Consider the following 12,443-nt stretch of genomic DNA (forward strand, 5'->3'; position numbering starts at 1 on the left):
TTGCTGCAAAAAAAAGCCTGCGTATCAACGCAGGCTTTTGAGATTCCTGGCCCAGTCTTCCGACTAAGCCGCCATGCGTACACTTCCTCGACAACCGTCCATTAGGAACGATAGGCCTACCACCAGCACCAGCTCGCCCTCTGCGGAGCGCGCCGTGCCGGTAATGCCCTCGACGGTAATCGCGGTCATCGGTTTAATCACCAGGTCGGCGGTGCCGTCCACCGCTTCCACGGCCAGGATGTATGGCTGTGGTGCAGAGACAACAATACCCACCTTCTCGCGGCAGCTGTCGTAGCCGAGCGAGTCGGCCAGCGAGCGCACCGGCAGCGGACGGCCCTGATCCTTGAGGACCGGGGCGCCGCCCACTTCCATAAACACTTCCGGCAGCTCGACCACGCGCTGGACCACGGCCATCGGCAACGCCAGCGCGGCGCCCGAGGTCGATACCAGCATGGTCGGCACGATCGACAGCTCGATCGGCAGGCGGATGGAGAACTTGGTGCCCTTGCCCAGCTCGGACTCGATCTGGATCGCGCCGCGGTTTTTCTCCACGGCGGTCTTCACCACGTCCATGCCCACGCCACGGCCGGACACGCTCGATGCCACTTCCTTGGTCGAGAAACCCGGTAAGAATACCAGTTGCAGGCAATCGTCGGTGGAAAGCTGCGCGGATTCGGAGATCAGGCCCTTCTGCAGCGCCTTTTGACGCAGGCGCACCGGGTCCATGCCCTTGCCGTCATCCTGCAGCACGATCATGACGCTGTTGGCTTCCTGCCACGCCTTGAGCTGAATGAAGGACTTGATCGGCTTGCCGGCCACCGCACGCTCTTCGGGCGTTTCCACGCCGTGGTCGAGCGAGTTGCGCAGCATGTGGACCAGCGGATCGTACAGCGAATCGACCACCACGCGGTCGACTTCGGTCTCCGCGCCTTCGATGTTCAGTTCGACTTCCTTGCCGAGGTCCTTGGCCAGCTCGCGCACCAGGCGCGGGAATTTCTGGAACAGGCGGCCGACCGGCTGCATGCGGGTCGCCAGGGTGGCGCGCTGCAGTTCGGTGGAATAGCGCGAGGCGCGTTCCAGCGTTTCCGCCAACGTGGCCATCAGGGTCTGGGCCTGGCCTTCGAATTTGAATTGCAGCAGGCGTTCCAGCAACACGGCGGCCTGGTTGGCGGCCTGCACCGATTCGCCAGCCACTTCCAGCAGCGCGTCGAGCTTGACGGCGTCGATACGGATCGATTCTTCCTTGGCCGGCGCGGCGTGCGGACGCTCTTCGCGTTTTTCGGTGCTGGCTTCGCGGGTACGCGGCGCCACCTGCACGGCGGCGGCCACGGCGGCGATTTCGGCGGCCGGGATAGGCGCCGACGGTGCCGCTTGCACGGCGGCGGCCGGAGCCGGTGCTGGTGCCGCGCTGACGGCCGGACGGGTATAGCTACCGGCCGGCATCACGGCTTCGTACATGCCTTCCCAGTCCAGTCCGTCGGCCGATGGCGCGGCGGCTGGTGCGGCCGCAGCGACAGGGGCGGCGGCAACCGGCGCGGCCACAGCGGCCGGGGCTGGAGCAGGCGCGGCGGCGGGAGCCGAGTCGGCCTTGCCGGCGATGGCGTCGTTGAGCAGGGTTTCCAGGTTGTCCGGCAGCGCAGGCAGGCTGGCCGGTTCGGCGCCGTTGTTCAGTTCGGCGAGCTGGTCGGCCACGAAGCCCGAGGCTTGCAGCGCCGCTTCGATCGCCAGCGGGGTCACCGGCGCGGCGCCGGTGCGCAGCGCGTCGAACAGGTTTTCAGTCAGGTGGCAAGCGGTGACCATCGCCGGCAAGCCCATGAAACCGGCGCCGCCCTTGATGGTATGGAAGGAGCGAAACACCGCGTTGAGCGTCTCTTTATTGTCCGGGTCGCGTTCGAGGCGCAGCAGGTGCTCCTCGACGTTGACCGCGAGATCCATCGCCTCGACGACGAAATCCTTCAGCATATCGTCCATTAGAACCCCAGATCGGCAAGCAGGTCGTCAACACTATCCTGGTTCAGCGCAACGGCCGGGGCCGATGGACCAGACATCAGGGACACTTCCTTCTGCGCAATCTTCTCGCGCACGCCGGCCGGCGCGTTGTCTTTCAGCAGCTGGGCCAGCTCTTGCTCCACGGTCTTGGTGATGAGAACCACTTTCTTGATCAGCTGGCCGGTGATGTCCTGGAAGTCCTGCGCCATCATGATGTCGAGCAGGCGGGCTTTTTCCGCTTCCGTGGCGGCCGAGACGGCCACCGCGAATTTCTGCGAATCGCCGGCCAGTTGCTTGAACTGGTCCAGGCTCAGCTTGCCGGCGAACAGGTCGGCCCAGCGGTTTTCCATGTCCTTGGACTGCTTGGACAGCACGTCCTGCTCGGGCATGCCCTCGTCCAGCGTGTTGAGCACCTTGTTGGCGGCCTGCTCGGTCAGGCTGGCCACGTATTCCAGGCGGTCCTGGGCGTCGCCGATCTGGGTCGCCGCTTCGGTCAACGCCTTGTCGTAGCCCAGTTCGCGCAGCGAGTCGTGCAGCAAGCGCACGATGCCGCCCAGGCGCTCGAACATGACGTTGCCATCGCCTTCGGCGCCGGCAGCGGGGGCCGCGCCGGAATCGGCGGACGCAGCAGGGGCCGCCGCAGCGGCGGGCGCCGCGTCGGCCGGCCGCGATGCGGCGACTTCTTCAAACAGGCTTTCCAGGTCATCTTCCGCAGCAGCGGCCGGCGCGGGTGCGGGTGCTGGAGCGGGCGTTGCGGATTTGCTCTGAGCAGACACTTCTTCAAATAATGCGTCGAAATCGTCAGCGGCGTTAGTCATAATCCCTGCTTCTCCATATTTGGTAAATTTGCTGCCCTAAACTATCTGTATTTGGTGATACTAACATTGGATAGAACAACGGAGTATGCCGCGTGACACAAAAGTAGTGCTTTAGTGCAAAAAAAAGCTGTTGTAAGCATAAAAGTCCACACCCTGCGACACCGCATAAAGCGGTTTTATTTGATAAATATCAAGTCTTTCCATAGTATCAATAATGTAAATCGCGACTACAATGAAATTGTGAGCTGATTCAGAAAGGAGGTCCATCATGTACCGCAAAATCCTGATCACCACCGACGGTTCTTCCGTCTCCAGCAAAACCGCCTGCGCCGGCGTGCAGTTCGCCGAGCAGTTGGGCGCGGAAGTACTGGTGTTGTACGTGGCGCCAGAATACCAGTACCCGATCTACGTGGAAATCATCCCGCCCAGCTACCCCAGCGAAGAGGAATACCGCGCCGCCATGCGGCGTGCCGGCCAGGAGCATACGCAGGATGTGGTGGCCTCGTGCGCCAAGCGCGGCGTGCCGTGCGAAGCGATGACCTCGTTCCACGAAAGCGCGGGCCTGAAAATCGTCGACGTGGCGCAACAACAAGGCTGCGACCTGATCTTCATGGGCTCGCACGGACGCAGCGGCTGGGGCCAGTTGCTGCTGGGCAGCGTAACCAACAAGGTGTTGCAACATTCCAAAATTCCGGTGCTGGTGCACCGGCTGATCAAGGAACCTGGTAGTAAATAAGCGCTGCGCGACGGCGTTTTATAGTAAGATCATAAGGTTAGCTCAATCATAACAACATTTACCATTAATCACTTTTTCTGCTAATCCTTATGATTCGTATCGTCATTGCGGATGACCACACCATCATGCGTGAAGGCCTCAAGCGCATACTCGACGGTGCACCGGACATCGACATCGTGGGCGAAGCCATCGACGGTTTCGAGGTGCTCGGCCACGTGCGTCAGGGCGGCTTCGACCTGCTGCTGCTGGACTTGTCCATGCCCGGCCGCAGCGGGGTCGACCTGATCCGCCAGATCAAGGCCGAGGCGCCCAAGCTGGCCATCCTGATCCTGACCATGCACGAGGAAGAACAGTACGCGGTGCGCGCCATCCGCGCCGGCGCGCAAGGCTACTTGACCAAGGAAAGCGCCGGCACCCAGCTGGTGGGCGCGATCCGCAAGGTCGCCTCTGGCCGGCCCTACATCAGCACCGAGGTGGCCGAGCAACTGGCGCTGAACATCATGATGCCGCACGAGTCGCTGCTGCACAAGCAGCTGTCCGACCGTGAATTCGAAGTCTTTTCCTACCTGGTGGCCGGGCGCTCCATCACCGAGATCGCCAACAGCCTGCACCTGAGCGTGAAAACCGTCAGCACCCACAAGACCCGCATCATGCAGAAGATGGGCATGAGCTCCTTGTCGGAAATGGTGCAGTACGCGGTGGCCCACCGCCTGCTGTCGCCGTTCAAAACCTGAGTAGGGAACTCGGCCGTAGGAGTCTTCCTACATTCGCAGGCGCGAGTCCTACGTCTACATTCAGCCTTTGCTGATATCTATCTCCCGGCTGTGTTGGCATACTGAAACCATACCGCACAGCATTCAGGCGGTTCCGCCGTCTGTCTAAAGCAAATACCTGCCCACAGGAGAGAACACCATGCTGTCTACGCAAACCACTGAAATTCGTCCAGCCACGACGACGTTGCAATCGTCCTCGATGGAAGCGGGCCGCCAACGCCAGGGGCGGCTCTGGTCGAACCTCAAGGAAGTCTGCGACCTGCTGCATATCCCGGCCGCCAGCTCCATCGCCGGCGAGGAACTGCTGTTCCAGCACGTGCAATTCCGCACCGGCCAGCGCATCCACACCATCGGCCAGCCCTTCGACACGCTGTACATCGTCAACTCCGGCTTCCTGAAAACCGTGCTGATCGACGAATACGGCAACGAACAGGTGCTCAGCTTCCCGATGAAGGGCGACATGCTGGGCGTGGACGGCATCCACACCCGCCACTACTCGTCCGAGGCGGTGGCCCTGTCCGACTGCGACCTGATCCTGCTGCCGTTCAAGAAACTGACCACGCTTGGCCGCGTGCACCCCGAACTGGAAAACATGATGTACGGCGTGATGAGCCGCGAACTGGTGCGCGAGCAAGCCATGATCGGCATGCTGGGCGCCCTCAGCGCCGAAGCGCGGGTGGCGCGCTTCCTGGTGGCGCTGGCCGAGCGTTTCGCGCAAATGGGCTATTCGAGCAAGCTGTTCAACCTGCGCATGACGCGCCACGAAATCGGCAGCTACCTGGGCCTGACGCTGGAAACGGTCAGCCGCACGCTGTCGGCCTTCAACGAAATCGGCATGATCAGCGTCGACCAGCGCACCATCGGCATCAAAGATCCGGAAGCCTTGAAAACCTTACGCCGCCTGCCGCCTTCTCGCACGCGCGGCAGGCCCGCCTCGCGCAGCAAAGGCGGCAGCACCGTACCGTCGGGCCAGTTGCTGGCGGCGTTGTAGCAGCAAGCAGTGTTGTAGCGCTTCAGTATTACCTCCCGTATTACCCAGCCTTGGGCCCGGTCTTTGACCGGGCCTTTTTTTAAACAAAAGGCTTGCATTCCGTCTAACCTTCCACAATAATGAATGCAAATACGAATCATTCCTATTTAAACGGAGAACCAGACGATGATTACCACTACCCCCGCCATGCCACCCGCCATCGCTGCCCACCCAGTCAACGCTGCCGTGCAAACCGTCAAACCGGTCAAGCGCATCAGCAGCGCCGGCCTGATGGACGGTGGCCGCGAACTGGAGATCGAACACGCCGGCCGCGTCTACCGCCTGCGCATCACGCAGCTGAACAAACTGATCCTTACTGCCTGAGCAATACCGCTTAACTGTGCGTTAAAGGGCGCCGCCGCGCCCACTCTCCCCCTGAGTAGCCAGCCACAGCGCCAGCCAAACTCTCACTCTGAACCAGGAGCGTCTGATGGCTATCGAACAAAGCAACCCGATTTTCCTCGCCCCATCGCATGGCGGCCACAATCCCGAACTGATGTTGTCCGCCGTGTTGCATCTGATGTCGCACTACACGGCCGGCAGCGACACCGCCGGCGGCTGCGTCAAGCTGGCCTCGGTGATCGAGCGTCATCTGAAAGCGTTGGCCAGCCTGCCGGACCTGGCGCCGGTGCTAAGCGCCACCTGCGCCCAGTTGTCCGAGCAGTGGGCACACGAGGTGGAGCGCAACCTGCACGAACAGGAAAAGACCAACTTCCTCAGCCGCATCATGGCGCGTGCGCGTACCGCGCCGTCCGTGGCCTAAGGGAGTGTTGCGACCATGTGCGAGAAACACGATCCGCTGGCTGCCATCATCGCCGCCGCCATGCCGCAGGTAGCCGGCCCGCTGGCGATGGCGCGCGCGCCCGAGCAAACGGTGCAGCAACAAGTGGTCAAGCCACGCATCAACAACGTCATGACCGCGCTGGCCGAACGGGACGCCCAAGCCTCGCGCCGGCGCCGCCTGTGGGAGCTGGGCCATGCCTGCCACTGCCCGCTGGTGGGCGTCGGCTTCCCGCTCGGCGTGCTGCGCAAGCTGGTCGACAAAATCACCAACGGCAAGGTGGTCGCCGACGACTACGAAGTCCACGTCGGCGCGGTCACCGAATGCTCGACCCGCAACCGCCTGTCCGAAGCGCTGCAGAAGGAACTGGAACGGCGCTACGCCGCCGTGCTGCTGCGCTTCCGCAACGCCAAGACCACCGAGCAAGTGGCAGAGCTGTGGCGCACTGCAGTGAACAATGGCGACGTCGCCGGCGCCTTCTGGGCCGGCCTCACGCATCCGCGTTGCAGTTCGGAGCTGGAAGAACAGATGTGCCGCGACCTGCACATGGTGCAGCACCAGGCCGGCGCCTGCGTGCGCGCCGACATCAACAAGTTCAACGCCACGCTGGAAGAAAACAAGCGCCTCACCTACGACCTGAACAAGGCGCAGCAGCGTGCCGCCGCATTGATGGCCGAGAAAAGCGCCGAGTCGGAAAAGCACGCGGCGCAACTGATGCAGCTGCGCGCGCAAGTGGTGGGCAAGGACAGCCTGGTCGAATCGCTGAAGACGGAACTGGAGCAGCTGCGCGAATCGATTCCCGGACTGGAATCGCGCGCCAAACTGGCCGAGCGCCTGGGCCAGATGGACGAGCGCGAGCGCGCCATGCGCAACCAGATCAATGAGTTGAAGCTGGAACTGGCGGCGCAGGTTGCAGCGGCGCCGCCGGTCCAGGAGCAGGCGCGCCAGGTGGTCGAGCATGTGATGAAGATGCCGCTGCGCCTGAGCGACCGTGCCGTGCTGTGTGTGGGCGGGCGCAACGGCAACGTCGCCAGCTACCGCGAGCTGATCGAGCGAGAAGGCGCACAGTTCGCGCACCATGATGGCGGGCTGGAGGACAACGTCAACCAGCTCGAAGCGAGCCTGGCGGCGGCGGATCTGGTAATTTGCCAGACCGGCTGCATCAGCCACAGCGCGTACTGGCGGGTAAAGGACTATTGCAAGCGCAACGGTAAGCGTTGCGTGTTCATCGACAACCCATCGATTTCAAGCCTGGCGCGCGGCCTCGAACAAGCCGGCGCCGACTAATCCGCGACTAATCCGGGGTCAGGTCCTCCATTGCTACACGAGCTCTGCCGTAGGCACGCTTACGGCAGAGCTCGTGTAGCAATGGAGGACCTGACCCCGGGTTGTTAGTAGACGTCGCGGCGGTAGCGGCCGCTTGCGGCGAGGTCGTCGAGACTGGCGCGACCGAGCGCCGCTGCGAGGGCGGCGTCCACGCCAGCCGCCATCCCCTCCAGGCTGCCGCAGATGTAGATCGCCGCGCCCTGCGCCACCCATTCGCGCAAGCCCTCGGCTTGCTCCGACAGGCGGTCCTGAACATAACGCCGCTCCGCCTGGTCGCGGGAAAACACCATGTCCAGCTTTTCCAGCACGCCATCGCGCCGCCAGCCAGCCAGCTCGGCCCGATAGTGATAATCGTAAGCCGCATTGCGCTCGCCGAACAGCAGCCAGTTACGCCCCTGCCCCGCCAGCGCGCGCGCCTTCAGGTGCCCGCGCAAACCGGCAATGCCGCTGCCGTTGCCGATCAAAATCAGCGGCCGCTGCTCATTTCCATCCAGCCGGAAACGCTTGTGCTGCCGCAGGCGCAATTGCACCGTCTGCCCCAGCCCGGCCGATTGCGTCAGCCATCCCGACACCACGCCATGACTGCCATCCTCATGCGTATGCAAGCGCACCAGCAGATGCACGCGGCCGTCGGCCGGTATCGATGCGATCGAATATTCACGCGGCCGCGCCGGATCGGCCGGCGCGGAGATCTGTACCAGATCGCCCGAGCGCCACTCCGGCAGCACGCCGCCCATCGGCTCCAGCTCCAGGTGATACACGGGCGCACCGGCGCTGCCCGGATTCAATTGCACGCGCTCGCTCAAGCGCCACTCGTCAAACGCCGGCGCGCTCCAGTCCGGCGCGTCGCTGGTACCGGCCAGATGGCTGAGCTGCTGCCGCCACTGCCCGATCGCCGCGTCCGAACTGCGGTTCACTTCCACGCGCGGGAACAGGCTTTGCGCGCCTTGCGCCTGCAGCCACTGGTCCAATGCGCGGCCAAAGCCGCAGAACTGCGTGTAGGCGCTGTCGCCCAGCGCCAGCACCGCGTAATGCAGCTGCGGCAGCGCCAGCGAACCGGTCATCAAGCGGCCGACGAACGCGGCCGCGCCATCCGGCGCGTCGCCCTCACCATAGGTACTGACCAGGAACAGCACGCGTTCCGCCTGCTGCAAATCGGCGGCAGACAGTTCGGACAATTCCGCCAGGCGGGTTGGAATGCCGGCCAGCTTCAGGGTGGCGGCCGTCTGCTGCGCCAGTTCCTCGGCGTTGCCGGTCTGGCTCGCATACGCGATGATCCAGACCGTGTCCGGCGTGGCCGCCGCTTCCGCCTTGGCGCGCGCGGCGGCCTGGCGCTTGCGGCGCGTGCGCAGATACGGCGCCAGGCACACCAGCGCGTAGGCCGCGCTGGTGCCGGCCACCATCAGCAATCGGGTGGTGTCGTTGGTCCAGATCATTCGTCAAGCATGCTGCGTAAATGGGTAGTCATGGTTTCAGTAAAACCGCCGTCCGCCTGGCGGATGACGAAGCGCGCGGCCAAGCCGTGCAGCTCGGCCAGATGCAGGCCGTCGCGGCTGCCCAGCACGGTCAGCGCGGTCGACCAGGCGTCGGCCGCCATGCACTGCGCGTGCACTACGGTGACCGAGGCCAGGTCGTTGGAGATCGGCATGCCGCTGCGCGGGTCGATGGTGTGGGAATAACGCCGGCCGTCCAGCGTGAAGTAACGGCGATAATCGCCCGAGGTGGCGACCGCCAAGCCATGCAGCGCCAGCACCAGCTCGCCCGGCACGGAGGCGTCCACGGCGGCGTCGGTAACCTGTTCCAGCATCACCCACCACGGCTCGCCGTCCGGCTTGACGCCGGCGCCGCGCAGCTCGCCACCAACTTCCACCAGGTGGTGGGAAAAACCCTGCGTTTTCAGATAGTAGGACAGCCGGTCCACGCTGTAGCCCTTGGCCACCGCCGACAGATCCAGCTGCACACAGCCCGGCTGCAGTGCGCGGCGGCCGTCGCGCTGCAATTGCACCGGCCGTGAAGCCAGTTGCGCGCGGGCGATGGTGATTTCATCGGCGGAAGGCGCCACAAAGTCGGGCTGGTCGAAACGCCCGTAAGGCCCAAAGCCCCACAGGTTGACCAGCGAACCGGCGCACGGATCGTAGGCGCCGCCGGAAGCGCGCGCCACGTCCATGGCGTAGGACAGCACATCGAAGAAGGCCGGCGGCAGCACTTGCCAGCTATCGGCCGGGGCGCGGTTGAAGCGCCCGAGGTCGGATTCAGTTTCCCAATGGCTCATTTCAGCCACGATGGAATCGAGCTGCTGCTGCAGCCCGGTTTGCAAATGATCACAAACGGCATCCGCGCCGGCTACCAGCCGCACCGACCAGCTGGTGCCCATGCTGTGGCCGGCGTAGTCGCGGATCACGCCGCCTGCGGGCGCCGGGTCGTCGGAAATAACGTGCGGCAGAAGAACCCGGCGCATGCCTGCCTTATTCCGGCAGGATTTCGACAACGCCCGAATAGGTCGCGCGGCGCGGCGGCATCTGCGGCGGCTGGCCCTGCACCTGTGGCGCGGCGGCCGGCCAGCTGCTGCTGACCATGTAGGCGCCGGCTGCCGGCAGCACGAAGGTCAGTTCTCCGTTGGCGTCGGTGGTCTTGCGAATCTCGCCCAGCGTGCCACGGAACTTGACGCCGCCCGGAATCAGGCTCACGCCTTGGTTGGCGGCCGGCTTGCCGTCCAGCAGGAAGCGCCAGGTGGCTTTCTCGCCCGCGCGCAGCTCGGTAGGATGGGTAACAGGCACCAGCTCCAGGCCCTTGCCGGTCGGCTTCAGCACGTCGGTGTTCGCTTCGCCGGTGCTGACGAAGGTCTCCAGGCGACTGTCGGTGCGCGACAGCTTGACTTCGGTGGCGTCGGCCGGCACGTCCTTGGCCAGCGATTCCTCGGTGCCACGGAAGCGCTTCACATTGCCTTCCTTGTCCTTGAAGCTGCCGAACACGCTCTGCGACACCAGCGCGATCTTGTAGGTGCCCGGCTTGGTCAGCTTCAGGTCGAAGGTGTTGCGCAGCTTGCCGTTGCCGACGTTTTCCGGCGTCAGCTTGATGCCGCCCGGACCGGTGATCTCGATGCCGTCGAGCTTCAGCGGCTGGTGGTCGATATCGAACAGGCCTTCGGAAATGGCGGCGTCCACGGTCACCCAGGCCGAACCGTCGCGACCGGCTTCGACGTCGGTCGAGGACGGCAGCAGCCACGGCTTGTGCGCATGGGCGCTCAGCGACACCAACGACAGGCCGGCCAGCGCCAGTGCGACTACAGTTTTATTCAATTTCGACATATCCCCGTCCGTTCTTATGGTTTGACTTGTACAACGACAGCGCCCAGTTCTTCCTTGCCCTGGCCGGACACGTTCTGCGCCGATTTAGGCGGCCATTGCAGCGGCACCTTGACCACTTCGCGGCCACCGGCTTCGCGCGAGGCTTCCACCAGCACGGTGTACTGGCCGGCCGGCAGCTTGTCCAGCGCGCCTTTCGGGGCGTTCAGGGTCAGTTCGCCCGGCGCCTTGGTTGCGCCCGACACGCCGTCCAGCGGCATGGTCAGTTCGCGGCCGGTCTTGCGCCACCATTGACGCATGTCCTTCAGCCACTTGGTGCCGGCGTTGTCCTTTTTCTTGACGTCGTACAGCACCGCCAGGTTGGCCACCACTTTCTGGTCGGCGTTCTCCACCCACGCGGCGATGTACGGACGGTGGTATTCAGCCACGTTCAGCTGCGGCACGTCGAGTTTGAGGGCCAGATCGGCAGCCATGGCCGAAGCACTGGCAAGGGGCAGACTGAGCGCGATGGAGTAGCGTAATTTCATGGAATACCTGTCGTGAGATTAATGGATAAACAGCAGTGCAATAACTACGGGAATCAGCACACCAAGGCCCACCATCGGCCAGGTGAACGGACGGTTGGCCGCATGGAACTTCAAGATCAATAAACCGGTGATGCAGAACACCAGGCAGGCGACGGCGAAGATGTCGATGAACCAGTTCCAGGCGGCGCCGGTGTTGCGGCCCTTGTGGACGTCGTTCAGCCAGGAGATCCAGCCACGATCAGTGTTTTCGAATTCGGTGGCGCCGTCTTCCAGGCCAATGCGCACCCAGGCGTCGCCGCCGGCCTTGGGCAGGGGCAGGTAGATTTCGTCGGCAGACCATTCGGCCGCGCGGCCGCCGGGTTGGATCTTGAAGGTGTCTTCCAGCCAGGCTTCGGCCTTGGGCGGTAGCGGCTCCTTGGCGCCGTCATGCTGTTCAGCGTAGGCGCGCAGTTCGGCGTTGAGCGGCGCCGGGACTTGCGCCTGCTTGCGCACGATGGACGGCTTGGCCTCGATCTGCGAGGCGTGGTTGAGGGTGATGCCGGTGATCGAAAACAGGAACATGCCGAGCAAGCACATGGCCGAGCTGATCCAATGCCACTGGTGCAATTGCTTCAGCCAGACGGCGCGGCTGGCATTGCGGGCGGAGCTGGCGCTTTGTACGCTCACGGATCTTCCTTCGGTGAAAAACATAAATGATAATGATTATCATTTGAAGAGTCAATCCAGCTTGTGTATCTATTATGTAAAGTAGGCAAAAACAAGGCAAAAAAAAACCGCAGGCGGCTGGCCTGCGGTCGATTTGCTGGTTTTAGGGGGCGAGGCCTATTGTTTGGAGCCGCCCTGCTCGTTGCCCTGGGTTTTGCGTCCTGGGTCGTTTTTATGGCTCATGGCGCCGGCCCGGCGCGCTTCTTCCGAGGTGAACTCGTGCGCCTTGCCCTTGGCATGGGCCGCCCGTCCCCCTTCGGCGGCGATTTCGCGCTGGCGTTCCGGGTCCATGGAAGCGAAACCGCGTTTGCTGGTGCTGGTGCCGGCGCTGCTACTGCTGCCGGCCTCACCGCTCTGCTTGTTACCTTTATCGTTGGTTGCCATAGTCACCTCCTGAAAGTAGAGCACCCATCGTAGTGCAGCACTGGAGCACACGTTGTAGGACAGGCCGAG

Annotated in this window: 14 protein-coding genes; 6 read left to right on the forward strand and 8 right to left on the reverse strand. The window is 63.5% G+C overall.

The window, feature by feature from the left end; all coding sequences use genetic code 11:
• Positions 1–63 precede the first annotated feature (63 nt).
• Together ACXZ1M_RS05640 and ACXZ1M_RS05645 are read right to left on the reverse strand one after the other, a co-directional pair.
• Entirely contained in the window at positions 64–1,971 is a 1,908-nt protein-coding gene (locus ACXZ1M_RS05640) for a chemotaxis protein CheA (protein ID WP_459052207.1), read from the reverse strand.
• Positions 1,971–2,807 (reverse strand): protein phosphatase CheZ, encoded by an 837-nt coding sequence (locus ACXZ1M_RS05645; protein WP_459052208.1) that lies wholly within the window; start codon positions 2,805–2,807, stop codon positions 1,971–1,973. Before ACXZ1M_RS05645 ends, ACXZ1M_RS05640 begins: the two co-directional genes overlap by 1 nt.
• A gap of 268 nt (positions 2,808–3,075) precedes the next feature.
• On the opposite strand from ACXZ1M_RS05645, the gene ACXZ1M_RS05650 reads away from it, so the two are divergent.
• From ACXZ1M_RS05650 to ACXZ1M_RS05675, 6 genes are all read left to right on the forward strand, one after another.
• Complete coding sequence (locus tag ACXZ1M_RS05650; protein ID WP_459052209.1) at positions 3,076–3,543, forward strand: universal stress protein; 468 nt, start codon at positions 3,076–3,078, stop codon at positions 3,541–3,543.
• A gap of 89 nt (positions 3,544–3,632) precedes the next feature.
• Complete coding sequence (locus tag ACXZ1M_RS05655) at positions 3,633–4,277, forward strand: response regulator (RefSeq protein ID WP_373988339.1); 645 nt, start codon at positions 3,633–3,635, stop codon at positions 4,275–4,277.
• A 238-nt stretch (positions 4,278–4,515) separates the two neighbouring features.
• The gene (locus ACXZ1M_RS05660; protein ID WP_459053979.1) at positions 4,516–5,307 is read left to right on the forward strand and encodes a Crp/Fnr family transcriptional regulator; all 792 of its coding nucleotides are present in this window, start codon (positions 4,516–4,518) and stop codon (positions 5,305–5,307) included.
• Between the two features lie 165 nt (positions 5,308–5,472).
• On the forward strand, positions 5,473–5,670 hold the full coding sequence (hemP, locus tag ACXZ1M_RS05665) for a hemin uptake protein HemP (protein WP_459052210.1): 198 nt from the start codon (positions 5,473–5,475) through the stop codon (positions 5,668–5,670).
• Between the two features lie 106 nt (positions 5,671–5,776).
• Positions 5,777–6,109, forward strand: a complete 333-nt coding sequence (locus tag ACXZ1M_RS05670; RefSeq protein ID WP_459052211.1) for a hypothetical protein — start codon at positions 5,777–5,779, stop codon at positions 6,107–6,109.
• 15 nt (positions 6,110–6,124) lie between these two features.
• Positions 6,125–7,414: a DUF2325 domain-containing protein gene (locus ACXZ1M_RS05675; protein WP_459052212.1), complete on the forward strand. Its 1,290-nt coding sequence runs from the start codon at positions 6,125–6,127 to the stop codon at positions 7,412–7,414.
• A 104-nt stretch (positions 7,415–7,518) separates the two neighbouring features.
• On the opposite strand, the gene ACXZ1M_RS05680 is transcribed toward ACXZ1M_RS05675, so the two are convergent.
• From ACXZ1M_RS05680 to ACXZ1M_RS05705, 6 genes are all read right to left on the reverse strand, one after another.
• A complete protein-coding gene (locus ACXZ1M_RS05680; RefSeq protein WP_459052213.1) occupies positions 7,519–8,889 on the reverse strand; it encodes a sulfite reductase subunit alpha in 1,371 nt (456 codons plus the stop codon).
• Positions 8,886–9,911: an FAD:protein FMN transferase gene (locus tag ACXZ1M_RS05685; protein ID WP_459052214.1), complete on the reverse strand. Its 1,026-nt coding sequence runs from the start codon at positions 9,909–9,911 to the stop codon at positions 8,886–8,888. The genes ACXZ1M_RS05680 and ACXZ1M_RS05685 overlap by 4 nt, the downstream gene beginning before the upstream one ends.
• A gap of 7 nt (positions 9,912–9,918) precedes the next feature.
• Positions 9,919–10,761, reverse strand: a complete 843-nt coding sequence (locus ACXZ1M_RS05690) for a DUF4198 domain-containing protein (RefSeq protein ID WP_459052215.1) — start codon at positions 10,759–10,761, stop codon at positions 9,919–9,921.
• 14 nt (positions 10,762–10,775) lie between these two features.
• Positions 10,776–11,285 carry a DUF2271 domain-containing protein gene (locus ACXZ1M_RS05695; protein WP_459052216.1) on the reverse strand — a complete coding sequence of 170 codons (510 nt, stop codon included), beginning with the start codon at positions 11,283–11,285 and terminating at the stop codon, positions 10,776–10,778.
• 18 nt (positions 11,286–11,303) lie between these two features.
• Positions 11,304–11,951, reverse strand: coding sequence for a PepSY-associated TM helix domain-containing protein (locus ACXZ1M_RS05700; protein ID WP_459052217.1), 648 nt, complete (start codon positions 11,949–11,951; stop codon positions 11,304–11,306).
• A 156-nt stretch (positions 11,952–12,107) separates the two neighbouring features.
• Positions 12,108–12,374, reverse strand: a complete 267-nt coding sequence (locus ACXZ1M_RS05705) for a KGG domain-containing protein (RefSeq protein ID WP_459052218.1) — start codon at positions 12,372–12,374, stop codon at positions 12,108–12,110.
• Positions 12,375–12,443 lie beyond the last annotated feature (69 nt).

It is taken from the genome of Duganella paludis (assembly GCF_054461335.1).

Excerpts from the sequence above, each read along its gene's own strand:
- ACXZ1M_RS05640 (WP_459052207.1), bottom strand. The coding sequence starts at position 1,971 with ATGGACGATATGCTGAAGGATTTCGTCGTCGAGGCGATGGATCTCGCG.
- ACXZ1M_RS05645 (WP_459052208.1), bottom strand. The coding sequence starts at position 2,807 with ATGACTAACGCCGCTGACGATTTCGACGCATTATTTGAAGAAGTGTCT.
- ACXZ1M_RS05650 (WP_459052209.1), top strand. The coding sequence starts at position 3,076 with ATGTACCGCAAAATCCTGATCACCACCGACGGTTCTTCCGTCTCCAGC.
- ACXZ1M_RS05655 (WP_373988339.1), top strand. The coding sequence starts at position 3,633 with ATGATTCGTATCGTCATTGCGGATGACCACACCATCATGCGTGAAGGC.
- ACXZ1M_RS05660 (WP_459053979.1), top strand. The coding sequence starts at position 4,516 with ATGGAAGCGGGCCGCCAACGCCAGGGGCGGCTCTGGTCGAACCTCAAG.
- hemP (WP_459052210.1), top strand. The coding sequence starts at position 5,473 with ATGATTACCACTACCCCCGCCATGCCACCCGCCATCGCTGCCCACCCA.
- ACXZ1M_RS05670 (WP_459052211.1), top strand. The coding sequence starts at position 5,777 with ATGGCTATCGAACAAAGCAACCCGATTTTCCTCGCCCCATCGCATGGC.
- ACXZ1M_RS05675 (WP_459052212.1), top strand. The coding sequence starts at position 6,125 with ATGTGCGAGAAACACGATCCGCTGGCTGCCATCATCGCCGCCGCCATG.
- ACXZ1M_RS05680 (WP_459052213.1), bottom strand. The coding sequence starts at position 8,889 with ATGATCTGGACCAACGACACCACCCGATTGCTGATGGTGGCCGGCACC.
- ACXZ1M_RS05685 (WP_459052214.1), bottom strand. The coding sequence starts at position 9,911 with ATGCGCCGGGTTCTTCTGCCGCACGTTATTTCCGACGACCCGGCGCCC.
- ACXZ1M_RS05690 (WP_459052215.1), bottom strand. The coding sequence starts at position 10,761 with ATGTCGAAATTGAATAAAACTGTAGTCGCACTGGCGCTGGCCGGCCTG.
- ACXZ1M_RS05695 (WP_459052216.1), bottom strand. The coding sequence starts at position 11,285 with ATGAAATTACGCTACTCCATCGCGCTCAGTCTGCCCCTTGCCAGTGCT.
- ACXZ1M_RS05705 (WP_459052218.1), bottom strand. The coding sequence starts at position 12,374 with ATGGCAACCAACGATAAAGGTAACAAGCAGAGCGGTGAGGCCGGCAGC.